Here is a 26443-nt window from a genome sequence, read left to right on the forward strand (position 1 = left end):
TATAAATGGTGGTTTGACGCGCTTAAAGCCGGCTGTAGGGAATGGAGACGAGAATGAAGTGGTTATTCATTATGTTGTTCATGGTCTTGGGACTGAGTACGCGGGCTGATGCCAAACGCCCGAATATTCTTTTCGCGATCGCGGATGATATGTCACACGCGAGCTGCTATGGCTACGCCTTTCTCGACACGCCCAACTTTGACCGCATTGCAAAAGAGGGTATCCGCTTCGACCGCGCCTATACGCCCAGCAGCAAATGCGCACCGTCTCGCTCCGTGATCATTACCGGGCGCAATCCCTGGCAACTCGAAGACGCCGCAAATCACCAACCCTATTTCCCGAAAAAGTTCAAAAGCGTCGTCGAGGCGCTGGGCGAGCATGGTTACTTTACTGGTTTCACGGGAAAGGGCTGGGGACCGGGCGATGATGGAGGACGAGAGCTGACCGGTACCGCGTTTCAGGAATCGCAAAATAAAAACCGACCAACCAATCAGATTAATCCCACCGATTATGCGGGAAACTTCGAACTCTTCCTGAAGGCCAAACCCGCCGATGAACCCTTTTTCTTCTGGTATGGATGCAAGGAACCGCACCGGAAGTATGCATTCAAGTCCGGGGTCAAAAGCGGAAAAAAACTCGCGGAACTGGATTTCCTGCCCACGTTCTGGGGAACGGACAACGCGGTGAAACACGATATTCTCGACTACGCCGTCGAAGTGGAACACTACGACATGCATCTGGGGCGAATTCTCCAAATGCTGGAAGCGGCCGGTGAGTTGGAGAATACGCTCATTATCGCGACCTCCGACAACGGCATGCCGTTTCCGCGGTTCAAGGGACATCCCTATGAGCATTCCACCCATCTCCCATTCGTCGTCCGCTGGCCGGGCCACATCAAAAACCCCGGGCGCGTCAGCAGTGACTTTATCAGTTTTACTGACCTCGCTCCGACCTTTCTGAAAGCCGCAGGTATTTCGCGGGCTGACTCAGGGCTTCAGCCGATCCAGGGGCGGAGCCTGTTTGATGTGTTTGCGGACGCGCCGAAAGGCCGCGGTTCCGTGCTGACCGGGCGCGAGCGCAATGATATCGGACGTCCCCACGACCAGAGTTATCCCGTACGCAGTCTCCACGAAGGAACCTTGGTCTACATGCGTAATTTCAAACCCGACCGCTGGCCTTGCGGCAATCCCGAAACCGGCTACCGCGATACCGACAGCAGTCCGACGAAAACCTATACGCTCTCCCAAGAGGCGGGGTCGCTTGAATACGACAAGTCATACGGAAAACGCCCCGGCGAGGAACTCTATGATTTGGAAAAGGATCCGGAATGTCTCGAAAACCTCGCGCTTTCGCCGGAATACGATGCGCTCAAGAATCGGATGCGCGCCAAGCTTTTCGCGGAGTTGAAAAAGCAGGGCGATCCCCGCGTGCTCGGCCAAGGCGACGTGTTCGACGCGTATGAACACTCGAAGCGCCCCGGTTACTATGAAAAGGAAATGGCCAAGAAGAAGGGCCGGGGGAATAAGAAATGAAACTAATTCACATGGATCCAGAAAGGAAACCCGGAATGAAAAAATTCATTACAATGACTATGGCCGCGCTGCTCACCGGCTGTGCAACAAACGATTTTTCAAACCCGAAGAATCAACCGGGCAATGGCGGGTATTTGACGTATGGATCGAATATGCTGACCGATCCCTCTTTTGAAAATGTTTCGAATCCAGAGGTTGGGAAGTTTGTTGACGCCAGTATGGCCCGCAGCGGATCCAGTGCTCTTCGGATGTCCCTTTTAAACGAGCAAATCCTGAAAAAAGAGAACCGTGTCGCCACGCTGGATCCCGTCGCGGTGGAACCGGAGCAGCTCTACAAACTCGAAGTCTGGGTTCATATTCCTGAGATCATTACGACCCCGGACAGGAAAAGGTCGGCCTTCTTGAAGCCGGACAAGATGTCCATGTTCGGGGCTTTCCTTAGAGGGGATCTCCTCGACGTAAATGGAACCCGGTGCGGCGAGGCGCTGGTGGGAAAAAACCAGTTGGATCTGGCTCACGCCACCTACGGTTCCTGGATCCAGCTCAGGGGCTTGGTGAAAACAAACAAGGACACAAAATCCCTCCAACTCTCTTGCGGCTTGGAAGAGGATGAGGGAACGGTGTTTTTTGACGATCTATCGTTGCGAAAAATCGACAACCCCAATGATTTCCTCCGCATGTTCGAGTCGCCGGAAGCACGCGATGAGCGGATCGGGTGGTGGAAGGAATCGGGCTACGGAATGTTTCCTATCTTTGGGATTTATTCAATCCACGGCGGGGTTTGGAAGGGCAGGTATGAACCTAACAAATATGCCGAATGGATGACGTTCCGGCAACAAGTCCCGCATGGCGAGCTCAAGGCTTTGGCCGAAGTATTCCGTCCTGACGCCTTTGACGCGGATGAGTATGTCCGCCTGGCCAAAGAGGCTGGCATGGGGCACATCGTGATTACCGCGAAGTATCACGATGGTTTCGCCATGTGGGATACCCAGTGCGACAAGTTCAACATCAAGGATTGCAGCGGTTTTGACCGGGATATTTTAATGGAGTTGAAAGACGCTTGTCGAAAGGCGGGGCTCCATTACGGTTTTTATTACTCCCAATCTCAGGAATGGTATACCCCCGGCGGATTCTCCAGGGATCATTATGCGTTCGGTGACTACCCGGAAGATATCAAGGGTAAGGCGCGCCTGTATGAAATGGACATCGCTCCGTTTGATCTGCCCCGTAATTATTTAGAGAATAAAAGCAAACCACAGTTGCTTGAACTGATGGAAAAGTACGACCCGGAAGTGATCTGGTTTGATGTGCCCACTGAAATCAACATCATTGATGCGTTGGAGCTTTTGGCGATTATTCGGAAGAACAATCCCCATTGCCTGGCGGGATCTCGGTTGCATCAGTCGGAAGAGCTTCGGGATTTTCTCACCATGGGCGATTATAAAATTCCCGAGGGAGAGATTGCCGAGACCTATTGGGAGAGCCTGCCCGGCATGCAGAAACATACCTACAGCTACGACCAGTTTCAGCCGTTCCGCTCCCCCGAAGAGATTTTCAAGGAGCTGAAAGAAGTCCGGCGGAAAGGCGGGAACTTCCTGCTGGCCATCGGAGGCCCTAGAGGCGACGGCAGCATCCCGGAGATTAATTTCGAGATTTTGCGAAAGGTAAAGGCCTTGGCCGATAAAGAAGGGCTTTAAAAACAGACGCTGAAACCACACCGTAGTTTTTTACCCGAAAACAGATGCATACCAGACTTTTCGCGGAGAAGAAAAACACTTGCCGGCCAGAATCCTCAGCTTGTCACGCAACTGTCCGAGCAATGGGAAGACTGGGCCAATCGCGCGATGGTCAAACCTTGGCCTTGGGACAAGAAGAAGAAAAAGAAGAAATGACCGAAATCGGGTAAGAGGGAGTGACTAGCTCCCTCTCCCCACACCACCAAGCATGCGGGTCCGCACTTGGCGGTTCGCAAGGCACCGTCCGTTTCCGTTCCGCCCTGTGCTAGCGGCGAACCGAGTCCGGGTAGTGCATCCGAGACCATTGTTCCTTCAGACTGACCAGTCCTTGCTCCTTGAGCCACGCGTTGCCCAAGCCCATGTTCGTTGCCAGCGTGCGCGATAGTTTCCAATAGCCTTTGCGGCTACTGACCACCATGTTGATCTGCCGCTCGTCAATGCCGAGCTTGCGCAGTTGTCGCCGACGCATTTTCGGGCGTTTCCACATCTTCCAATAGCACAGCCGTAATCTCCGGCGTATCCATTGGTCGAGCGGTGGAATGGGTTTGTAGTATTCGCTGATGCCAAAGTAGCCCATCCAGCCGCGCATGTATTCGCGCAGCTTCCTCAAACGGTATTGCATGGAGACGCCCCAGCTTCTACCGGTGAGTTCCTTGATGCGCCGTTTGAATTCCTTTTCGGACTTTTGGCTCCAGCGGATCTTTCCGCGTATGATGTGAAACCCGAGGAAGGTGCATTCGTCGAGGCGTGCGACCTTGCTCTTGGTCTCATTGACCTCCAGCAAAAGTTCGCGCTCCAGAAATTTCCGAATACTGGAAAACACCCGTTCGCCCGCCTGCTTGGTCTTCACCATGATGATGAAGTCGTCGGCATAGCGCACGAACTTGAGTCCCCTTCTTTCGAGTTCCTTATCCAGCTCATCGAGCAGGATATTGGCGAGCAACGGCGAGAGCGGGCCGCCCTGCGGGACTCCTCTGCCCGGGTGTATGGACAGCCCATCCGCGATTATCTCCGCCTTTAGATATTTCCTGATCAGTTTCAGCACTCGTTCGTCCTTCACCCGCTTCGCCACACACCGCATCAGCGGGTCGTGGTTCACGGTGTCGAAGAACTTAGAGAGGTCGGCATCGACCGCGATCGGATAATATGAGCGGAACAGCTTCTTTACCTGCCGCACCGCGTCGTGCGCGGAGCGTCCGGGTCTAAAGCCATAACTCGATTCCGAAAAGTGCGGATCGAACAGCGGCGTTAAAACCTGTGCGATGGCCTGCTGGATCACACGATCCAGCACGGTCGGAATCCCTAGCGGACGTTTACTCCCGTCCGGTTTCGGTATCTCGACGCGGCGCACCGCCGCAGGCTTGTACCTGCCGCTGGCCAACGATGAACGGATACCCTCCCAGTGCTGGCGGATAAACCCGAACGCGGCATCGATGGACAACCCGTCCACGCCCGCCGCGCCCTTGTTTGCCTTAACCCGCTTCCATGCCTTGCGCATGTTCTCCAAGTCGAGCACCCGTTCCAATAGTTCATCATGCGGGGTCGCTTGGTCCGCCGCGCAGGGTGCAACTTCTCCGCCATACGGCTTCATCGAAGGCTCCTTTCGCGACGGGGGCGTCCACGCTCCTTGCGTTCAGCCCTTCCCGTCAGGTCAACGGTACTATGGCCTCTGCTGACTCCTTCGGGAGTAACGACGACATTGCTGCCGCCGCCGCTTTCCGTTGCCGGAACGCATATCCCGCAGGCCTCCCCGGATAAGAACACAGACTTCCGCTGCACAACCGCCGCATTTACCGTAGAGGTATTGCCCCGGACTTCGGCATGCTGGGCAACCTCATCCACCTCCTCAGCCTTATATGCGATTTCTGTTCGTCGGCTCACAGTTTTGATCTCCATCTTCCTCCCCACGATCCCTCGCGAGACCGCAGTTGATTTCATCTAGCGCTTCGGCTACCGTCGTTCCCAATGAAAGGAACAGCGGACAGCCGGGCAACGCGCAGGGGACTCGAACCCCATTAGTTTGTGTTCATGCCAGGCGTACCCAGCCCATGCACGGCACGGCGTACCGCCGCCCGTGATGGCGATGTTCTACGGAGTAACACTATATGATTCGATTACATGCTAATAGACTGTCGCCATTCCCGAAAACGGAATGTGAACGCGATCTGCTGAGTCAAATGAGCGTTTTTATACAGATGCCACGCCTTGTCTTGTGCGTTTTTTTTGCCATTGCTGCAGCCGTACCCTTAGCTGAAGCAAAACCCAATATCGTGTTCATTTTGGCGGACGATTTAGGTTATGGAGATTTGGGTTGCTATGGCCAGACGAAGATCCGGACGCCGAATATCGATCAATTGGCCGCCGAAGGCATGCGCTTTACGGATCATTATTCCGGGCAAACGGTCTGTACCCCGTCACGGGCCTCGCTAATGCTGGGGCAACACATGGGACGCTGTCGAATCAAAGGAAACGGCGGACAACAGCTGAAAGAAAACGATACGACCATCGCGCAACTGATGCAGCGGGCGGGTTATCGCACAGGTATGATCGGCAAATGGGGGTTGGACGGTGCGCCGAATCATTCGGGAAGTCCAAACAACAAGGGCTTTGATCATTGGTTCGGTTTTCATTCCCAAGGCATGGCGCATTTTTTCTATCCGGAGTTTCTCTGGCGAAACACCACAAAGGTGGAGTATCCGGAAAACGTCGACGTCCGCGAAAACGGCTACTACAAAAAGGGAAAAGGCAAACACGCCCACAATCTCTTTGCGTCCGAAGCCGAATGGTTCATTCGTGATAACAAAGATCGCCCCTTTTTCCTTTATATTCCTTTTGCCATTCCTCACGCGGAATTGATCGTGCCCAGCGATGATCCGGATCTCGCCTACTACAAGTCCTTGGGCTGGACTGAAACGGTGAAGCCTGAAGGCGGAGGCGGTCGAAAGGGCGACGCCGGTTACGGCACCAAGTATCACAAAGGCTATTGTGCTCAGGACTATCCACATGCAACCTACGCGGCCATGATCAGTCGCATGGACCGCAGCGTCGGTCGGCTCATGGCATTGATCAAGGAACTGAACCTCGATGACAACACGTTGGTCATATTTAGCAGTGACAACGGCCCCTCGGGCGAGGGCGGGCAGAGCCTTGAGTTCTTCAAGAGTCAGGGCGCCCTTCGCGGTTATAAGCGCAGTATCTACGAAGGTGGCACGCGCGTTCCCCTGATTGCCCGCTGGCCCGACAAAATCAAGGCCGGCGCTATATCTGATCACCAGTGCGGGTTCCCGGATGTGATGCCGACGCTCTGCGAATTAGCCGGCACCACCCCCTCGGCGACTACGACCGGCATCAGTTACCTTTCGGAGTTACTCGGGAAAGAACAGGCACGCGCCCCGTATCTCTATTACCGATGGGGTAGCAAAGAGGCTGTTCGTGTCGGTAAGTGGAAATTGATTCGGCCTACGAAGAACAAGAGCCCCAAATACGAGCTCTACGACCTAGCAGCGGATCCCGGCGAAACGAAGAACTGCGCTGGCAGTATGCCCGAGTTCGTCTCTCGCCTCCTCCCGCACTTCAATCATGCGGTTGGGAAGTAGCAGTTAGAGTTTTCCTCTAAAGGTAAAAAGTTGAAACGGTCATCTCGCGCTATGCAACAGGGTATGGTCACGATATGCATTCTACGACTATAAGTCGTAAGAAGGAGAAAGGTAAGATGATGATGAAGAAGATAGCTGTTGTACTGTTTATTGCATTTGGCGGGCTGATTTCTGTCCATGCGAAGCCCATCACGATCACGGACCGGCTGGAAAATTTCGTGGTCGAAAAGGGCGTTGATGCGGCGCCGGATGAAAAAGGATTTGTTGTGTCGCGGGAAGTAGAACTGCCGACTTTTGAGCAGGGAGCGTATTATCGCCCTTACGTCGATGACAGAAAATCGCAGGGGAACAAAGTGGAAGCGGTGGCATTCGATTCGATCCGCAGTCTGCAAAGCTATCAGCCATCCCTGACCAGAAAAGATCATGATTTCATTCAACAGGGGCAATTTATCCTGCTGAAGATCAAGGACTCAAAATATATCGCGCTGCTTCCTATGGCATCTCGCGATGTCTATTGCCAGTTTTTTGTCGAGCAAGGAAAGATCCTTCTCAAGGCGGGAAGCTTTGGAACGCAACGGATCAAGGGGGATCTTCCGCTGCTGATCTGGTCTTATGGTTCTTCGCCCTATGCGGCAACAAAGTCGGTTTGGAAACGTGCCATCGAGTCGGGACATGTCGCGGTGGATTGGCGGTCGAGAAGTCTGCCATTGAAGACCATCGAAACTATTTCAGCCGCATGGCGGTCGATTTCGGAAAAACGCCGGACGCCGTGCTCGCGCTGCCCACTCGGGAACGGCTCAAGCGAATCAAGAAGGGCGAACGCGACGATCCCGACCTGATCGAAACCTATTTCCAGTATGGGCGCTACCTGCTGGTGGCCTCCTCCCGTCCCGGCACCTTTCCGGCCAACCTCCAGGGGCTTTGGAATCCGCACGAAAAAGCGCCCTGGGGTTCGGACTATCACTTGAACATTAATATTCAAATGAACTATTGGCCGGCCGAAACAACCCACTTGGGCGAAATGCACGAACCGTTTTTCGATCTCATCCGCTACTTTCAGCCGACCGGCAAGGCCATGGCCGAAAAGTTGGGCATGAAGGGCTGGTGCATGGGGCACGCAACCGATATCTGGGGCCACGCCCGGATCATGAGTCCGCGCGCCTATTGGGGCGGTTCCTTCTTTGGCGGGCAATGGATGACCTTCCATATTCTGGAGCATTACCGCTTCAACCGCGACAAGGCGTTCCTTGAAAAAAACTGGGATCTCTTGACCGCATCCACCGCGTTTGCCGAGTCGTGGCTCATTCCCGACTCCGAGACCGGGAAGCTTATATCGCGCCCCAGCTGCTCGCCGGAAAACCGGTTCTCCTATGGTAAGGAAGACGGGACAACGGGGAAAGCCGCGCTTTCGGCGGGAAATACGTTTGACCAGTATATGATCCTCCAGGTCTTCAACGATTATCTCGAAGCGGCGAAGGCGCTGGGGAAGGAGGCCGATCCGTTTGTGAAGAAGATTGAGGAGACCCTACCAAAGGTTCAGCGCCCGCAAATCGGCGAGGACGGGCGCCTGCAGGAATGGCGTCTTCCATTCGGTGAGCCTGAGCCTGGTCACCGGCATATGTCGCACGTCATAGGCGCGTATCCCGGAAACCAGATCAACCTCGATCGTGATCCCGCGATGCGGGACGCCGTTCTGAAATCGATCGAGTTTCGCCTTGCCAGCGGCGGAGCTGGAACAGGCTGGAGCCGGGCGTGGACCATTGGTATGTTCGCTCGCTTTTCCGATGCGGAGCGCGCCTATGAAAACCTGTTGGCCATCCTGCGGAAGTCAACATTCGATAACTTGTGGGATCGGCATCCTCCCTTCCAGATCGATGGTAACTTTGGCTCGACCGCCGCGATTGCCGAAATGCTGATGCACAGTCATAACGACGAGATCAAGCTACTGCCTGCGCTTCCGGCGGACTGGAAAGACGGTAGCGTTCGGGGGGTGCGGGCGAGGGGCGACTTTACCGTGGATATCGAATGGGCCGGCGGAAAGCTCAAGCGCGCGATCATCCATGGCGGGAAAAACTCGATGGGCAGAATCTCGGTGTCCTATGGCGACGCAAAACATATCGTCCATGTAGATCCCGGCGGATCCGCGGAGTTATCTCTCGCTGATTTTTAGATGACGAAAAAAGTAAGGGCCAATAATAAATGAATAGATTGTTGAGTGTTATTCTGTGTGCGGGTTTTGTCTGTTCCGTCTTGGCGGTTGAGCGGAAACCCAACGTGATTATTTTCTATGTCGATGACATGGGCTGGGCCGGCGTTGGCAGCTATGGGTGCGGTTTTATCGATACGCCCGAAATCGACCGGCTGGCATCGGACGGCGTTCGTTTCACGAATGCCTATTCCCCGGCGCCCAACTGTTCCCCCAGCCGCGCAAGCATGCTGACCGGGCTCTATCCGCCGCGACATGGCATCACGCAATATCTCCCCGGTAACAAGGCCAAGCAAAACTACAAGAAAAGGCCGATGGAGCAAGCCGATCTTCCGCCAGGGCTCGATCCAAAATTCACCACCCTCGCCGATGTCTTTAAGGCTGGAGACTATGCCACCGCCAGCATGGGAAAATGGCATTTGGGAGGAGAAAATTACTCTCCGGAAAAACAAGGGTTCGACGTGGTGGTCGGCGGTACGGACGAGGGGCATCACAGCAAGGTCTTTCCTCCGTATTTGAAAGATCCGGATGCGTTGAAAGGCGATCCGGATGAACACATCACGCACTGCTTGCAACGCAACGCTTTGACCTTTATCGAGCAACACGCGGACGAGCCGTTTTTCTTCTATATGCCGTTCTATTCCGTCCATACGCCCTTTGGTGGCAACAAGGCGTTGCAGGCCAAGTATGACCGACGGTTCCCTGACGACAAAAAGAAGGCGGACTATTGCGCCATGACCGAGGGCGTGGATCAGTTCGTGGGGGCCGTGCGCGCGAAACTCAAAGAGCTGGAGATCGATCAAAACACCCTCATCGTTTTCACCTCCGACAATGGCGGAGTCTTTGATGAAACCTGTGAGGCGCTGCGGGAAAAGAAGGGTCATGTCTTCGAAGGCGGCATCCGGGTGCCCTGCATCCTTGCCGGCAAGGGCGTCAAAGGCGGACGCGTGAGCGACATACCGATTAACCACATCGACTTCATGCCGACTCTCGCCGGTATCGCTGGACTGGAAGCCCCAGCGGGCGACGGTGTCGACCTTCGTCCCATCCTCGAAGGCGCCGGAAAGATTCCCGAACGCGACCTCTTTTGGCACTACCCGCACTATGCAAACTCCGGCGGCAAGCCCGGTTCGGTCATTCGTCGCGGGGATTACAAGCTGATCCACCTTTATGAAAACGATGCGTGGGAACTCTACAACCTGAACGAAGATCTCGCCGAATCCAGCGACCTAGCCAAGGAACAACCCGAACGAACTGCCATCATGCGGAAGGCGCTGGAAAGCTGGCTCCAAGAGATGGGCGCGGTGATTCCAAAACGCCGATGATTTCGTACGTTAGATGGCGAAATCTACACCGGTGCGATCTATTTATACAAGACGGGGCATCTCCCGCCTGCTACCTTTGGCTAATAGGGTAGGCTGGAAAAATCTGGGGATCGTTTATGAAGAATACCACTCGCATGGGCTTAGGCGCTCTAGTTGTTGCATTCTGTGGAGTATTATTCGCGTCGGGAGCGTCCGCGGAAAAGCCCAACGTGCTGTTTATCATCTCCGACGACCTTACGGCGTCGGCACTTTCGTGTTATGAAAACAAGGTTTGCCAAACTCCGAACATCGATCGGATTGCGGAGCGCGGGGTGCGCTTCGACAACATGCACTGCATGAATCCGGTGTGTGGACCTTCCCGCGTGTCGATCATGACGGGGCGCTATCCCGGAGAGCTGGACTGCTATAGCAACAAAGACTCGAAAAGCGTGTTCGATGACCCCTCACTGGGCAGTATGACCGAACCGTTCCGGCAGCAAGGCTGGTTTGCCGCACGGGTCAGCAAGGTCTACCATATGGGTATTCCCGGCGACATCACGAGAGGCACCGCCGGGGCGGATCATGCCGCGTCGTGGGACGTGGCGGTCAATATCAAGGATCTGGAACAAAAGCAGCCGGGGAAATACGAGCTGCTCTCCCCGAGGATGAAGAGCTCCGGCATGGGCTTCAAGGTGGTCGAGACCGAAGCGGGCGCATTGGAGCTCGCGGATGGCAAGGCGGTAACCCAAGCCATCGATTTGATCAGAGAGCACAAAGATCAGCCCTTTTTCCTCGCGGTGGGCCTTGTGCGTCCGCATGTCCCGCTTGTAGCGCCACCGGAATTTTTCGAACCCTATCCACTGGAAAGCATCGAGCTTCTGAAGGTGCCGGACAACGATCTCGACGATATTCCCGAAGCGCATCACTTTGATGTCAACGAAGTCAAATACGGCATGTCCGAAGAGCAGCAACGCAAGGCCATTCGCGGCTACTACGCCTCCGTTTCCTACATGGATGCCCAGGTCGGCCGCCTGTTGGACGAGCTGGATAAACTGGGCTTGGACGACAACACCATCGTCGTTTTCACCTCCGACCACGGTTACCTCCTTGGCGAACACCACATGTGGGAAAAACAGACGTTGTTCGAAAACACCACCCGTGTTCCGTTCATCGTTTCCGTTCCTTGGCTCGCGGACGCCCAGGGTCAAGGCTGCGACCGTATCGCCGAGCACATCGATCTGTTTCCGACCCTGACCGATCTCTGCGGGATTGAAACCCCTGCCGACCTGCCGGGACAATCCTTGAAGACCCTCCTGAAAGATCCCCGGCAGGAGGGCTGGACTAAAAACGCGGCCTACACGCTGAATAGTTGGGGCGGTGAATCCCTGCGCGGTGAAGACTTCCGTCTCACGGTCTGGCACGACGGTAAAAGCGGCATCGAGCTCTACGATCTCAAAAAGGATCCCGGTGAATTCACCAACCACGCGCTCAATCCCGAATATGCCACCCAACTCGAAACCATGCGCGGCTTGCTTGATGAACGTCGCCGCGCGGCGAAAACCGATGTCAACGCCTACCTGAAAAAGGCCCGCCCCGCCTTCGCGAAAGAGAAATAACGGAATAACCAGAAACGGATCAGCGAGAAGCAGTGATGAACATCCAGACTGCAGGAAAACAATCTGTCGTCTAAGTAAGACGGTGCGTTAATTTATACTTCGCCGATATTCATAACCGTGGAAAAGTAGAATGGCATGAACGATGGAGATTTTGTATGAGCGCGATGAAAAAAATGCAGATGCATGCAAGCAAGCCCTTTGGCGTATTGGTGGCCGTGTTTATGATTGCGATGGCTGCCGGGGCGCGGCGGGATGCCCGACCCAACATCATCGTCATTTTGACCGATGACCAAGGATACGGCGACGTCGGCCGGCATGGCAATCCAATCCTGAAAACGCCGAACTTTGACCGGCTCCATGACGAGAGTGTTCGCTTTACCGATTTTCAGGTAAGCCCCTGCTGCGCTCCGACGAGGTGCGCCCTTTTGACGGGCATGCACGAATTCAAGTCTGGCGTCACGCATACGATCAAGCCGTGGCGGGAAATGAATCCCCGATCGACCACCGTTGCCCAGACATTGAAAACGGCCGGATACGCGACGGGTATTTTTGGGAAGTGGCACCTCGGTCTTGATGACGCGTACCGACCCAATAACCGCGGATTCGACGAGGCGCTCCATGCCAAGGGGGATGTCCAGAAAAGCCATTTTGATCCGGTGCTTTCGCGCGACGGGGTTGAGAAAAAATACAAAGGTTATCGGGAGGACATTCTCTTCGCCGAGGCGATGGCGTTCATCGAGAAGAACAAGGACGGGAAGTTTTTCTGCTATATCCCCACCTATGCGCCGCACACGCCGAACATTGCTCCAGAAGAATATGTTGAACCGTACAAAGACCATCCCCAGGCCGCGTTTTTCGGGCAGGTCGCCAATGTCGACCAAAACATTGGACTGCTTCTCGCGAAGCTGGTGGAGTTGAAAATCGATCAAGAAACACTGATCGTGCTGATCAGCGACAACGGCGGCACTAAGGGAGTCGATGCATGGAATGCCGGGATGCGCGGCTGCAAGGCCACCCCTTGGATCGGAGGAACCCGCGCGATGTCTTTCTGGCGGTGGCCGGGCGTCTTCAAGCCCCGGGATGTTGGATCGTTGACCGCGCATATCGATGTGTTGCCCACGCTGGCGGAAATCAGCAAAGCGCCGCTAACGGAAAAACACCGGTCGCAACTCGACGGGCTTAGCCTGCTTCCGCTCCTGAACAACCCCGCCGCGCCGTGGCCCGCAGATCGCATGCTCTTTACCAATGTCGGCCGCTGGGGAAAAGTCGCCGCGGATACCCATGCCCATAATTTTGCCGCAGTCCGGATGGGCAAATACCATTTGGTGAATAACCGTTGCTGCGCTGACGCGAAGTGCCGGCATGCCAAGTGCAAACAGGCAAGAGGCGTTGCTGATGGAAGCTACAAGTCGATCTATACCGAAGATGCTGACAAACATTATGCATTGACGCCGGAGCAGGGCTGGGGGTTGTACGATCTGGAACACGACGTTTCAGAAAGCAGCAACCTCGCCGGCCAACATCCCGAGGTGGTTGAACGCATGGCGAAAGCCTATGACGCGTGGTGGGCGGAGGTGCGCCCGCTGATGTTCCCCGAAGATGATGTATAAACGAAATGGAATGAGAGATATGAAATAATTTATTTTGGTATGCGCGATGTTCTGTGGTGTTGGTTTGCGCAACCTGAGAGGGTTACCAATGCGCCCCTGCTCCTATAAAAAATCTACGATCAACCCTGTTCATTTCATGCTCCTGTTTTTCGTTTAAATAATTCTAATCAGTATCCATTTGGCGCAGCGACTTTATATATTCACCTTTTTTGTTAAATCTCAGGGAGCCATGTTTTTCCGGCGTTCTTCTGTGGCGCTCCCTCGGTAGAGCGCCCCTGACTGATTATTTTATGCAATTCCTTGGTTAGTTGCTGGACGGTTTCGGGATGTCTGTTGGCAATATTGGTGGTTTCCATTGGATCATTGACCATGTCGTAAAGTTGTAATGCGGGGAGGTTGAGTTCGACGGCCTCATCGTCGGTGGGGGACGACCAACCGCCGGACCCCGGGCAGAAGGCCAGCTTCCACCGGCCGTCGCGAATGGCGAATTTTCCGGAGATCGAGTGGTTGATGATCGAGCCGCGAACGAATGGTTTTCCCTGTAGAGCGGGCAATAGACTAACGCTGTCTACCGCCGCGCTGTCCGGCAGATCGAATCCAACGAGATCAGCGGCAGTTGCCATGAGGTCGGTCAGGCAGACCGGGGTGTTGTTTTGTGAGCCGGCGGCTACTGTTTTCGGCCAGCGAGCGACGAAGGGAACTTTGTGTCCACCTTCCCAGATATCCGATTTCCCGCCACGCACATGGGTGTTGAAGTTGATGCCTTTTTCCAAGGAGCCGTCTTCGCGGGGAAACTTGAGCGAGGTGCCATTATCGGCGCTGAAGAGGATCAGGGTGTTTTCAGTAATGCCGCTGCGATCCACGGCGTCGATCACCTGGCCGATCCGATGGTCGGTTTCGATCACAAAGTCGATATAGGGGGAGATCCCGCTTTTGCCCTTAAACGCATCGGAAGGGGCAATCGGGCCGTGCGGGGAGGTCATGGGGAAATAGAGAAAAAACGGTGCGTCCATTTTGGCCTTTTCCTCGATGTAGGCAACCGCTTTTTCGGTGATGGTCGGGAGCACCTCATCGACCTTCCAGTCGCTGTCGGAGGTATACCAGTCGTTCTTGGGATCCGGGGTGCCCAGCACCCGGTCGTTTTCAATATAGACTCGCGGTGGTTTGTTGATGACATCGTCACCAAAATAATAATCAAAGCCGCAACTGGTGGGGCCACCGCCGACCGGAGCTTTCCAGTCGATTCCATCGCGGGCCCACTGGGCCATGGTTTTAGCTCTTGCCGTGTGGTTGGCCTTGCCGTGTTTAAACGGCCAGCTCCAGCCCAGGTGCCATTTGCCGATGGCCGCGGTATCGTAGCCTTCGGTCTTGAGCATCGAAGCGATGGTGAGGCGATCTTTTTCGATGAGCAGCGCTTCCCAGTTGACCACGATGGTCTTCTTGAGCCGGGAACGCCATGCGTAGCGCCCCGTAAGCAGGCCATAGCGCGTCGGGGAGCATACCGCCGAGCCGGAGTGCCCGTCGGTAAATACCATGCCTTCTTTTACGAAGGCATCGATATGCGGCGTTTTAAAACCGAGCTGGTCATTGAAGGCGGATACCGAGTCCATGCCCATGTCGTCCGCAAGGATGACGATGATGTTGGGGGGTTGCGCGGCCATCACGGTTGCTGAAAACAAGATCAGGAAACGAATGGTCGCGCGTTGGATGGCCTTTTTCATCATTTTATTTTCCTTCTTCGGGGGGAGGCGTTTTGTATTGAGTCTGCAATGCCGCGAGTTTTTTCTTCATGCGTTCCACGGTCATGCTGTATTCGGGATTATTGTATTCGCTGTTCATTTCGTTCGGATCGTTCTGGAGGTCGAAAAGTTCCCAGTCGTCCGTGTCGTAGAGGTGGATCAGTTTATAGCGGTCGTCGCGCACCCCATAGTGTCGGGCCACGCCGTGACCGCCGCCGTCGTAGTACTGGTAGTAGATGGCGTCGCGCCATTGTGGAGAGGACTCCTGAAACAAGGGAAGCAGGCTTTCTCCCTGGATCTCTTCAGGAATTTTCTGGCCTGCCGCTTCGATGAATGTGGGAGCAATGTCAATGTTCTGGGTCAGCTGACGGATCCGGGTTCCGGGGTTGATTACGCCCGGCCAGCGCATCGCCAGCGGCTGGCGGAGCGACTCCTCGTACATCCATCGCTTATCGAACCAGCCGTGCTCACCGAGATAGAAACCCTGATCGGAGCTGTAGACCACGATGGTGTTTTCTTCGAGTCCGTTTTTTTTCAGGTAGTCGAGCAGCCGCCCAATGTTGTCGTCCACCGCGGCGACGCATCGGAGGTAGTCTTTGATGTAGCGTTGGTATTTCCAGCGAACCAACGCCTTGCCGCTCAGGTTGGATTCAATAAACTTTTTGTTCTTCGGATCATACGCGGCATCCCAGGCCGTGCGTTCTTCAGGCGTCATGCGTTTCATGAACAGAGTCATCGCCTTATTATACCGGCCAGGCTGCTCCGCCACTTTGAGGTCGTAGAACATGCTCATGTGTTCATCAATGCCCATTTTATGTTCGGAAGCGGAGCGGGTTCGACCGGTATAGTCGTCGAACAGGGTATCCGGCTCGGGGAACGTTACATCGTCGAACTTATTCAGGTAGGCTGGTGCCGGCATCCAGTTACGATGCGGGGCTTTGTATTGGCACATCACCATAAACGGTTTGTCCGAATCCTTGTTCTTCTTGAGGTAGTCCATGGCCAAATCCGTGACGATTTCAGTGGAATAGCCGGTGGTTTCCTGGGTGCCGTTGGCGGTCAGGAAATCGGGGGCATAGTAGGTTCCCTGTCCTTCCAAAACGTTCCATTGGTTGAAGCCGGTCGGGTCCGATTTTAGGTGCCACTTGCCGAAAATGGCGGTGGAGTATCCCGCCTGCTGCAGGAGCTTGGGGAAGGTTTGCTGCGTGCCGTCGAAGGTATCCCTATTGCCGCGCTGGCCGTTGATGTGGCTGTGCTTTCCGGTCAGCACACAGGCGCGGCTGGGTGCACAGATGCTGTTGGCGCAAAAATTGTTTTCAAATAGCGCTCCGCCTTCGGCAATCCGGTCTATGTTCGGGGTGGGGGCGAGCTGGGTGATCTCGTTGAGGCCATAGGCGCTGATCGACTTGACTGCATGGTCGTCTGAAAAAATGAAAAGAATATTTGGTTTTTCCGCGGCCATGGCCGCGGTCGCGAATGCCATCACCAAAATGATGGCGATTCCGTTAGATTTCTTGCTCATGTCTTTTCCCTTACAATGTTTTGATACGAACATTGCGGAACCAGACCGGCTGACCGTGGTACTGGAGCCCGACGTGGCCCTCGCGGGGCATATCCGTGTAGGCGGTTTTAAATTTATTCGTACTGCCGTCCGGATTTTTCCCGACCTCCGTCCACAGGTTCAGGTCCATGGAGTTAATCAGTTTCCCGTTCAGCACCACATGGATCCAGTTATCATTGGCAATGACGGTATAGTGGTTCCATTCGCCAACGGGGTTGAGTTTGGGTTTAGCGTCGGCGGCTTTGCAGTCATAGATGGAACCGATGGAATTACGCGGCGTTTTTCCATCCTCCTGCATAATCTGCACTTCCATGGTGGTTTGGAGCCAGTTTGCAATATCACCACAGCGGATAAATATTCCGCTATTTGTGTCCTTTGCATTTTTAAATTCGAGATCGATGATAAAATTCGAGTAGCGTTTTGTGCTCCAGATATCGCGCGGGTGCCGGGGTTTTTTCTTCCCCGTTTTCGGAGGTAGTGGTTTGGTGACCCGTTCCGGTGTCGGCTGGAGAATGTCGCCTTTGAACTGCCACATCTTTTCGGTCAGTTGCGCGTTGGACAGATCCTTCGCGAACAAGGGAGCGTAGCCTTTGTCGTTTGCTGCCTGCTCCATCAACTCCCCGATATCCGCCACCGAAGCAGTTGCAACGGCCATTATTCCCAGAATCCACACTGTTTTCATATTCCACCTTCGTTATTTGGTTGATGTTCTTGGAATGGCTAAGCCATGGTTGAACGTAATATATTACACTACCATGCTTGGTCTGTACAAGACGCTGTGTGCATGATTGCTGTAGTCTCGTGGAATTATTGTGGGATATAGTATTTCCATGTCGCTTCATCCGGAAGGGAGCACAGTCTATGAAAAGAAACATTCGCTATGCAGCAGCCATGGTTTTTGTTGCGCTATCCGTATGCGGGGCAGATGTCGATAAACCCAATATTCTGTTCATTATTTCCGACGACCTGACTGCGGCGCTGGGTTGCTATGGACATCCTCAATGCAAAACCCCGAACATTGACCGGATCGCGGCGCGCGGCGTGCGCTTCGACAACGTGTATTGCATGAACCCGGTCTGCGGCCCCTCCCGCGCGTCGCTCATGACAGGACGCTACCCGGGGGATCTGGACTGCTACAGCAACCGCGATTCAAAAACACTGTTTCAGGACCCGTCCGTCACCAGCATGACCGAGCCGTTCCGTCGGGAGGGCTGGTTTGTCGCACGGGTCAGCAAGGTTTATCACATGGGCATTCCCGGCGACATCGCCAGGGGCGGAGCCGGAGCGGATCATGCCGCATCGTGGGATGTGGCGGTCAATATCAAGGATCTTGAACAAAACCAGCCGGGGAAATACGAGCACCTTACCCCGAAGATGAAGAGTTCCGGCATGGCGTTCAAGGTGGTCGAGACCGAAGCGGGTGCGTTGGAACTGGCCGATGGCAAGGCGGCCACCCAGGCCATTGGGCTACTCAGGGAGCATGGGGACAAGCCGTTTTTTCTGGCGGTGGGCTTTGTGCGGCCGCACGTCCCGTTGGTCGCGCCGCCGGAATTTTTCGAACCCTACCTGCTGGACGGCATCGAGCTGCAACAGGTTCCGGAAAACGATCTCGCGGATATCCCCGAAGCGCACCAGTTCGATGTCAACGAAGTCAAGTATGGCATGTCCGAAGAGCAGCAGCTCAAGGCGCTTCGCGCCTACTATGCCTCCATTTCCTACATGGATGCCCAGGTCGGGCGCCTGTTGGACGAGCTGGAGCGGTTGGGTTTGCACGACGACACCATCGTCGTTTTCACCTCCGACCACGGCTACCACCTGGGCGAGCACCACATGTGGCAAAAGCAGTCCCTGTTCGAAAATTCCTCCCGCGTTCCCTTCATCGTTTCTGTTCCATGGCTGGCGGATGCGCACGGAAAGGGCTGCGACCGCATTGCGGAGCATATCGACTTGTTTCCGACCCTCACCGATCTTTGCGGCATTGAGGCACCTGCCGACTTGCCGGGAGAGTCGATGCAGAACCTGCTCAAGGATCCGGAGCGGGGTTCGTGGAATAAAACCGCGGCATACACCCTCAACAGCAAGGGCGGGGAAACCGTGCGCAACGATCGCTTCCGCCTAATCGTCTGGCACGACGGAAAGAGCGGTACCGAACTCTACAACCATGAAAAGGATCCCGGCGAATTCACCAACCTTGCCGACAATCCGGAATATGCCGCCAAGCTAAAAGAAATGCGGGCGTTGCTCGATCAACGGCGGCGCGTGGCGAAGACCGATGTGAAAGCCTATCTGGAGAAGGTTCCTCCGGCTTTCGACAAACAGAAATTCCTGAAGAATCAACAGCGAAAAAAGAAACAACCCTGAATGGAACTTGGAGATACAAGGAGATGGAACAATGAATACTAGCCGAAAGAATTTTATGATCTCATCCGCCGTTGCGGCCATGTCTGCCCCCATGGTTGGAACAGCAGGTTTGTTTGGCAAGGGTCGCCGAAACATGTGCGGCTACGGGGCACTCCCGCTGGAAAAGGTTCGCGTGGGCATCATTGGCGTGGGATCGCGTGGCAAGGGCGCGGTCAAGCGGCTCGCGAACATCCAGGATGTGGAAATCGTTGCGCTGTGCGACTTGGGAGAGGCGGAGGTGAATCTTTCACAGCAAACTCTGGAAAAAGCGGGACGTCCCGCGGCGAAGGCTTATTTTGGTTCCGAGGAGATTTGGAAGGAACTGGTGGCGCTCGATCTCGATCTGGTCTACATCGCGACGCCGTGGCGCTGGCACACGCCGATGGCGGTCCATGCCATGAAGAACGGAAAGCACGCCGCCACCGAGGTGCCCGCCGCCACGACATTGGACGAATGCTGGGAGCTGGTGGAAACCTCCGAGAAAACCGGCAAGCACTGCATGATGCTCGAAAACACCTGCTACGACTTTTTCGAAATGCAGACGCTCAACATGGTGCGGCAGGGGCTTTTTGGCGAGCTGACCCATGCGGAAGGCGCGTACATTCATGCCTTGTGCCATCTTATCACGAACGAAAAAAATGGATATCAGGGCCAATGGCGCTTCAACCAGAACAACACAAAAAACGGAAACCTCTATCCGACCCACGGGCTGGGGCCGATATCGCAGTGCATGGAGATCAACCGGGGCAACCGCTTCTCGCATCTGGTTTCGATGTCCAGCCAGGAAGCGGCCTTCTCGGAATGGTCGAGGGCGCACGGCAAGGATAAATATGCCAACCTCGAGCACTATCGCGGCGACATGAACACCACCACCATCAAATGCGCCCGGGGCGAGACGATCATGCTGCAGCACGATGTCAGCACGCCGCGCCCTTACAGCCGCATCCATCTGCTGCAGGGCAGCAAAGGCGTCGCGCGCAAATATCCAGAACCCCGGATCTTCATTGACCGGGGCGGGAAGGCGAAACGGCACCCCTGGTTCAACGAGGATCAAATGAAAGAGCTGGAGGAAAAGTACGAGCATCCGCTCTGCCGCACCATGGGCGAAATCGCCCGCAAGGTCGGCGGGCACGGCGGCATGGACTTCATCATGGACTACCGCTTGATCTACTGCCTCAAGCACGGCATGTCGCTCGACCAGGATGTCTACGACGCCGCCGCATGGAGCAGCATTTTCCCGCTGAGCATCGATTCTGTCGCCAAAAATGGCCGCACAGTCGACGTGCCGGACTTTACCCGCGGCAATTGGAAAAGCAACGCGCCGTTGGGCATCGTGAACGTCGATCCGTCCAAACTGCCCGTGGTTGGAAGCTAGGGCGGTTGGATGAAAAACCGCCGCAACTTTATCGTTTCCGCGGCCGCCGCCCTCGCGGCGGCTCCGGCTCTTGCCGGCACCAAGGGGCCGAGCCTTCCAAACATTGTCCTGGTGATGGCCGACGACCTCGGTTGGAAGGAGCTCGGCAGCTATGGGCAGACAAAAATCCGCACGCCGCATCTCGACCAAATGGCGGAGGAAGGCATGCGCTTTACGCAGTTCTACACCGGCGCGCCGGTCTGCGGCCCCGCCCGGTGCAACCTGATGACCGGCAAGCACGGCGGCCATGCCTACATCCGCAACAACGGCGAAATCAAGGAGCACGAGTATCAACTGAACGGCGCGACGATCTATGGCGGCCAGACGCCCTTGGCCGCCGAGGAAACCACCATTGCGGAAATCCTTAAGGCCAGGGGATACAAGACCGGCTGCTTCGGCAAGTGGGGGCTTGGCGCGGCGGGAACCACCGGCGATCCGCTCAAGAAAGGCTTCGACCGTTTCTACGGCTTCAACTGCCAGCGCCATGCGCACAACCTCTATCCAAAATATTTGGACAACGACGGCAAGCCCGAGTTCCTCGAAGGCAACACGCGCGGCCTCACCGGCGAAACCTACGGCCCGCAACGGATTGCCGATGAAATGCTGGAGTTTGTCGAAGAGAACCACGAGCAGCCCTTCTTCGTCTATTATCCGACGGTTCTTCCGCACCTCGCGCTCCAGGCGCCGCAGGCCGACATCGACGCCTATCTCGGGGAGTGGGAGGAAACGCCATACACGGGCAAGCGGTATCTGCCGCATCCGACGCCGCGCGCCTGCTATGCCGCCATGATTTCCTTCATGGACAAGCAGGTGGGGCGCCTCTTTGCGCAGCTGAAAGAGCTGGGGATCGATGACAACACCCTCGTCATATTCACCTCCGACAATGGCGCGACCTTTCTTGATCAGGTGGACTACGAATTCTTCGACAGCGTCGGCGAACTGCGAGGATTGAAGGGCTCCGTCTACGAGGGCGGGGTACGCGAACCGTTCATCGCCCGCTGGCCGGGGCGGATCCCGAAGAATGCCGTCTCCGACCACATCGGCATCCACTACGACATGCTCGCCACGCTGGCGGAAGTGGCCGGGGCGGAAGTGCCGGAAAACACCGACGGCATCAGCATTCTCCCCGAACTGTTCGGCAAGGGCGGGAAGCAGAAGAAGCATGATTTCCTGCTCTGGGATTTCGCTGGCTACAAAGGTCAAATCGCCGTGCGCATGGGCGACTGGAAAGGCATCAGGAAAGGGGTTGCGAAAAACCCGGATGCCCCGCTGGAACTGTACAACCTGAAGGCCGATCTTTCGGAGGCCATCAATGTGGCCGCCCAGCATCCGGAAATCGTGGGAAAAATCGAGTCGATCATCCTACGGGAACGCGACCAGCCGGAGCTCGAACGGTTCCGGTTTGGCAACTACCGTGATTAGTTATTGAATAGGGGATGGATATGAGAAGAATGGTTTGGGCCATGATGGCATTGGTTGTCGGGATGGCGTGTGGGGCGCAGGCGGCGCCGAAGAAAAACAAAGCAACGAAACGGGCGGTCGAGCTCGATGTTCCGCGCGACCAGGTGATCGCGGCGGCGCTCTACACGGTTCATGGTAATACGCTCAAGTTGAACGCGCAGCTCTTTCCGCTCAAGCCGGGCGAACCGCGCGATGTGCGTTTGGAAATAAAGGAGCCAACGGGCTGGGAGGAAATCCAGCGGGTCAAGGTTTGCGAAAACGAATATGGAAACGCGAGCAAGGATCGGAGCTGGACGGCGCTCTTCCGGGTAGTGGACTGGGACGACACCCGGGATGTCCGCTACCGCGTTGCGCATGGAAAGGATGCCTTTTTCGAAGGAACCATCCGCAGGAATCCGGTCGACAAGGAAGAGATCGTCGTGGCGGGCTTTACCGGCAATTCGATCAAGGATATTCATGGCGGGGATATTTCCCGCCAGGATCTGGTCGATAATGTCAAGAAGGCCAATGCCGACCTGCTGTTTTTTTCCGGCGACCAGGTCTACGACCATACCAAGCATTATGAGTATTGGCTGAAATTCTGCCTCGATTTTTCCGAGATCCTGAAAGACCGCCCAACCGTTTCCATCCCCGATGACCACGATGTGGGCCAGCCGAACATGTGGGGCGAAGGCGGCAAGGTTTCAACCGCGTTCGGCGCGGCAGATGGCGGCTACCGGATGGCCGCTGAATATGTCATTGAAGTCGAACGCGCGCAGACGGCCAACCTGCCGGATCCATACGATCCCACCCCGATCGGGCAGGGGATCGGCGTCTACTACACCGACCTCAGCTGGGGGCGCATCAGCTTTGCGATTCTTGAAGACCGCAAGTTTAAGACGGGGCCGCTGGGCGCCGGCGCCGGAGTGGGAACGCGGCAGGATCGAGCCGACCATGTCAAGACGCCGGACTTCGATGTGAAGAAGATCGACAAACCCGGTCTGTCGCTGCTCGGCGAACGCCAACTGAAGTTCCTCGATGCATGGGGGCAGGACTGGGACGGGGCGGACTTCAAGGTCGCCTTGTCGCAAACCATTTTCTGCGGCGGCGCGCATATCCATGGAAAGGTGGGCGGGCGCCTCTATGGCGATCTCGACTCCAATGGCTGGCCGCAGACCGGGCGCAACAATGCGGTCAAGGCGCTGCGCAAGGCCCATGCCTTCCACTATGCCGGGGATCAGCATCTGGCCACCGTATTCCAGCATGGCGTCGAGGAATTCGGCGATGCCAACTATTCCTTCTGCGTGCCTTCCATCGCCAACCTCTACCTGCGCTGGTGGGAGCCGGAGGAACCCGGCGGAAACCGCAAGCCGGGGCAGGATCCGATCTTCGGCGAGCACCTCGACACGTTTGGCAACCACGTCACCTGCCACGCCGTGGCCAACCCGTCCAAGGAACCGAACGGCGGCGACAAGCTTACGACCCGCGCGGCCGGCTTTGGCCTGGTGCGCTTCAACAAGAAGACCCGCAAAATCACGATGGAATGCTGGCCGCGCAATACCGACATTTCCGATCCCGCGAACAAGCCCTATCCCGGTTGGCCCATCACCATCGACCAAACCGACAACTATGGACGCAAGGCGGTCGCCCATTTGCCCACCCTGAAAATCAAGGGGGCGAAGAATCCGGTTGTCAAAGTCATTGATGAAGGCACCGGCGAGTGGGTCTATGCCCTGCGCATCAACGGCGACACGTTCCAGCCCAAGGTGTTCAAGAAGGGAACCTACACGGTTGAGGTCGATGGCAAGATCCTCCGGGGCTTGGAAGCCCGGCAACTGAACGACCCGGAAGTGGTTGAGATTGAACCGATCCACAAGGCCATGTAATCGGCAGGTTGGTAAAAAGAGGGGTGGTTTCATGAAACTTCCAAATAGCAGGCGCAAGTTTATGGCGGCATCGGTCGCAACGGGTCTTTTCCAAATTGTTCCGCGCCATGTGCTGGGCGGGACGAACCACACCGCGCCCAGCGACCGGCTCAATATCGCTGGAATCGGCGTCGGCGGGCAGGGCGGAAGAATTATCCGGTCGGCTGCATCGCACAGCAACATTGTGGCGTTGTGCGATGTGGATCATGCCTATGCGGCGCGCCTGCTCAAAAAATTCCCCAAGGCGGCGCGCTATGCGGACTACCGCGAGATGCTCGACAAGCAGAAGGATATCGATGCGGTCATGATCGGCACTCCGGATCATACGCATGCCGTGATCTCCGTTGCGGCCATGCAGGCCGGAAAACATGTCTATTGCGAAAAGCCGCTGACGCGCGAGATCCACGAAGCGCGGCGAGTGGCCCAGGTGGCCAAAGGGACCGGCGTCGCCACCCAGCTGGGTATCCAGCGGCATGCCATGGAGGGGCCGCGGCTGCTCAACGAATGGATCGCCGCAGGCGCCATCGGCGAGGTTCGCGAGGTCGAAGCCTGGAGCACCCTGTCCTACTATCCCTTCGGGCATAAAAAATGGTCGCCCGCGTTCCCGCGTCGCCCGGCGGAAACCCCGCCGGTTCCGGATGGGCTGGACTGGGATGCATGGATTGGCCCTGCGGCAATGCGCCCCTACCACAGCGTTTACCATCCCGCCTCCTGGCGTGCATGGTGGGATTTCGGCACCGGCATGATGGGAGATCGCGGCGTACATACGATCGACCCGATCATGTGGGCGCTACAGCTCGGCATGCCCGAGAGCGTCGAGGCAACCTCGACCGGGTTGAACCCGGACACGCATCCGCTGACCTCGATCGTGACCTTTCGTTTCCCCGCCCGCGAGGGGCGGCCACCGGTGAAGTTGACCTGGTATGAAGGGCTTCGGCCGCCGCGTCCTCCGGAGCTCGAAGACGGGCGCCTGTTCGGGGGCGAGCAGGGCGGAATTCTGTTCAAGGGCAGCAAGGGCATGCTGATGTCCGACTACACGGCATCGAGCCCGCGGTTGATTCCAGAACAAAAAATGCGCGAGTTCATGCCCAACCGCCCGCCCAAGACGATTCCACGAATCGAGGAAGGCGACCACGTGCTCAACTGGACCAAGGCCTGCAAGGGGCAGGAGAAGGCAGGAACCGATTTTGAATATGGCGCACGCATCACCGAAATCTGCCTGCTTGGCAATCTTGCCAAGCGCGTGAACGGGTTGATTCGGTGGGATGCCGAAAACATGCGGGTCACCAATAACGACGAAGCAAATCGGTATGTTGAAACCGACTATCGGCAAGGATGGAGCCTTTAACGATGAATGGTCTCGAACGAACCCTTCGATTTATCCGCAACGAACCCGTGGATCGTCCGCCGTTTCATCCGATCATCATGCGCTGGGCCGCGCAGTATGCCGCCGTGCCGTACAAATCGTTCTGCCTGGATCCCCGCGAAAAATGCCACGCGATGATTGCCTGCGCGGATGATTTCGACCTCGACTGGGTCACGGTCATGTCCGATCCCTATGCAGAGGCATCGGCCTTTGGCATCGAAGTCGAGTATCCTGAGAACGACCTGCCCAAGGATACGGGTGGACACCTCGCCAGTCAGGAAGCTGTGCCTGGCCTGCAACCCTACCGGGTGGAAGACCACGCCCGCCTGGTGGGTCGCGTGAAAGAAATCGAGACCTTCAAGGAACAGGTCGGCGATCGTCTCTTTATCGTGGGTTGGGTGGAGGGGCCTGTTGCGGAATATGCGGACATTCGTGGATTGACGCCCGCGGCAATGGATATGATGGATGATCCCGACATAGTCGCCGCGGCCTTCGATGTGATTGTCGAGAGCGCCCTGCCTTTCATCACCGCACAGGTAAACGCGGGCGCACACTGCATCGGCATCGGCGACGCCTTCTGCTCCCAGATCGGCCCCGGCCTCTATCGATCCCTCGCCTTTGAACGGGAAAAGCGGATGGTGGATCATATCCATGCACTGGGTGCCCTGGCCAAGCTCCATATTTGCGGCAACACATCGGCGCTGCTGCCTGACATGATCCGGACTGGAGCGGATATCATCGACATTGATCATCTGGTGCCAACGATGGCCGATGCCGCCAGGCTTCTTGCCCCCGGCCAGGTTTTCTGTGGGAAGAGCGATCCGGTCGCCGATATTCAGGATGGCACTCCGGAGCAGATTACCGCGGTCTCATGCGAAAGCCACTCGCAGGCACTGGGCCGCTGCATTGTTTCGGCCGGTTGTGAAATCACGCCGGGCACCTCCAACGCCAACATGCGCCATTTTCGCGCAATGGCAGACCGGGTGATCCGATGACGT

The 26443-nt window shown here is 56.1% G+C and carries 18 protein-coding genes; 14 read left to right on the top strand and 4 right to left on the bottom strand.

Going from position 1 to position 26443, the window contains the following annotated elements; genetic code table 11:
- Positions 1-53 precede the first annotated feature (53 nt).
- Both E9954_RS04425 and E9954_RS04430 read left to right on the top strand, forming a co-directional pair.
- On the top strand, positions 54-1532 hold the full coding sequence (locus tag E9954_RS04425; RefSeq protein ID WP_136078016.1) for a sulfatase family protein: 1479 nt from the start codon (positions 54-56) through the stop codon (positions 1530-1532).
- Positions 1533-1567: 35 nt separating this feature from the next.
- Entirely contained in the window at positions 1568-3229 is a 1662-nt protein-coding gene (locus E9954_RS04430; protein ID WP_168441962.1) for an alpha-L-fucosidase, read from the top strand.
- A gap of 304 nt (positions 3230-3533) precedes the next feature.
- On the opposite strand, the gene ltrA is transcribed toward E9954_RS04430, so the two are convergent.
- Positions 3534-4859: a group II intron reverse transcriptase/maturase gene (gene ltrA, locus E9954_RS04435; protein WP_136078018.1), complete on the bottom strand. Its 1326-nt coding sequence runs from the start codon at positions 4857-4859 to the stop codon at positions 3534-3536.
- Positions 4860-5373: 514 nt separating this feature from the next.
- On the opposite strand from ltrA, the gene E9954_RS04440 reads away from it, so the two are divergent.
- The 6 genes from E9954_RS04440 to E9954_RS04465 all read left to right on the top strand — a co-directional run bounded on the left by E9954_RS04440 (position 5374) and on the right by E9954_RS04465 (position 13600).
- Positions 5374-6864, top strand: coding sequence for an arylsulfatase (locus tag E9954_RS04440; RefSeq protein WP_222847051.1), 1491 nt, complete (start codon positions 5374-5376; stop codon positions 6862-6864).
- A gap of 116 nt (positions 6865-6980) precedes the next feature.
- Positions 6981-7703, top strand: a complete 723-nt coding sequence (locus E9954_RS04445) for a hypothetical protein (protein ID WP_136078019.1) — start codon at positions 6981-6983, stop codon at positions 7701-7703.
- Positions 7601-9034 (top strand): glycosyl hydrolase family 95 catalytic domain-containing protein, encoded by a 1434-nt coding sequence (locus E9954_RS04450; RefSeq protein ID WP_136078020.1) that lies wholly within the window; start codon positions 7601-7603, stop codon positions 9032-9034. The genes E9954_RS04445 and E9954_RS04450 overlap by 103 nt, the downstream gene beginning before the upstream one ends.
- A gap of 29 nt (positions 9035-9063) precedes the next feature.
- Positions 9064-10395: a sulfatase gene (locus E9954_RS04455; protein ID WP_136078021.1), complete on the top strand. Its 1332-nt coding sequence runs from the start codon at positions 9064-9066 to the stop codon at positions 10393-10395.
- 116 nt (positions 10396-10511) lie between these two features.
- Complete coding sequence (locus E9954_RS04460; protein ID WP_136078022.1) at positions 10512-11990, top strand: sulfatase; 1479 nt, start codon at positions 10512-10514, stop codon at positions 11988-11990.
- A 155-nt stretch (positions 11991-12145) separates the two neighbouring features.
- On the top strand, positions 12146-13600 hold the full coding sequence (locus E9954_RS04465; protein ID WP_136078023.1) for an arylsulfatase: 1455 nt from the start codon (positions 12146-12148) through the stop codon (positions 13598-13600).
- A 212-nt stretch (positions 13601-13812) separates the two neighbouring features.
- Here E9954_RS04465 and E9954_RS04470 read toward each other — a convergent pair whose 3' ends face one another.
- The 3 genes from E9954_RS04470 to E9954_RS04480 are packed head-to-tail and all read right to left on the bottom strand — an operon-like array spanning position 13813 to position 17582.
- Complete coding sequence (locus E9954_RS04470) at positions 13813-15324, bottom strand: sulfatase family protein (protein ID WP_222847052.1); 1512 nt, start codon at positions 15322-15324, stop codon at positions 13813-13815.
- Between the two features lies 1 nt (position 15325).
- Positions 15326-16861, bottom strand: coding sequence for a sulfatase family protein (locus tag E9954_RS04475; RefSeq protein ID WP_136078024.1), 1536 nt, complete (start codon positions 16859-16861; stop codon positions 15326-15328).
- A 10-nt stretch (positions 16862-16871) separates the two neighbouring features.
- The gene (locus E9954_RS04480; RefSeq protein ID WP_136078025.1) at positions 16872-17582 is read right to left on the bottom strand and encodes a 3-keto-disaccharide hydrolase; all 711 of its coding nucleotides are present in this window, start codon (positions 17580-17582) and stop codon (positions 16872-16874) included.
- Positions 17583-17761: 179 nt separating this feature from the next.
- Between E9954_RS04480 and E9954_RS04485 the strand changes: the two genes are divergently transcribed.
- From E9954_RS04485 to E9954_RS04510, 6 genes are read left to right on the top strand one after another with little or no spacing between them, the layout of a single operon-like run.
- The gene (locus tag E9954_RS04485) at positions 17762-19261 is read left to right on the top strand and encodes a sulfatase (protein ID WP_136078026.1); all 1500 of its coding nucleotides are present in this window, start codon (positions 17762-17764) and stop codon (positions 19259-19261) included.
- Positions 19262-19292: 31 nt separating this feature from the next.
- A complete protein-coding gene (locus tag E9954_RS04490) occupies positions 19293-20675 on the top strand; it encodes a Gfo/Idh/MocA family protein (RefSeq protein WP_136078027.1) in 1383 nt (460 codons plus the stop codon).
- A 9-nt stretch (positions 20676-20684) separates the two neighbouring features.
- Positions 20685-22136, top strand: coding sequence for an arylsulfatase (locus E9954_RS04495; protein ID WP_136078028.1), 1452 nt, complete (start codon positions 20685-20687; stop codon positions 22134-22136).
- Between the two features lie 20 nt (positions 22137-22156).
- Entirely contained in the window at positions 22157-24040 is a 1884-nt protein-coding gene (locus E9954_RS04500) for a metallophosphoesterase family protein (protein ID WP_136078029.1), read from the top strand.
- Between the two features lie 31 nt (positions 24041-24071).
- Positions 24072-25427 carry a Gfo/Idh/MocA family protein gene (locus tag E9954_RS04505; protein ID WP_136078030.1) on the top strand — a complete coding sequence of 452 codons (1356 nt, stop codon included), beginning with the start codon at positions 24072-24074 and terminating at the stop codon, positions 25425-25427.
- Positions 25428-25429: 2 nt separating this feature from the next.
- Positions 25430-26440, top strand: a complete 1011-nt coding sequence (locus tag E9954_RS04510) for a uroporphyrinogen decarboxylase family protein (RefSeq protein ID WP_168441963.1) — start codon at positions 25430-25432, stop codon at positions 26438-26440.
- Positions 26441-26443 lie beyond the last annotated feature (3 nt).

The organism is Pontiella desulfatans (assembly GCF_900890425.1).
In the GTDB taxonomy this organism is placed as follows: Bacteria; Verrucomicrobiota; Kiritimatiellia; order Kiritimatiellales; family Pontiellaceae; genus Pontiella; species Pontiella desulfatans.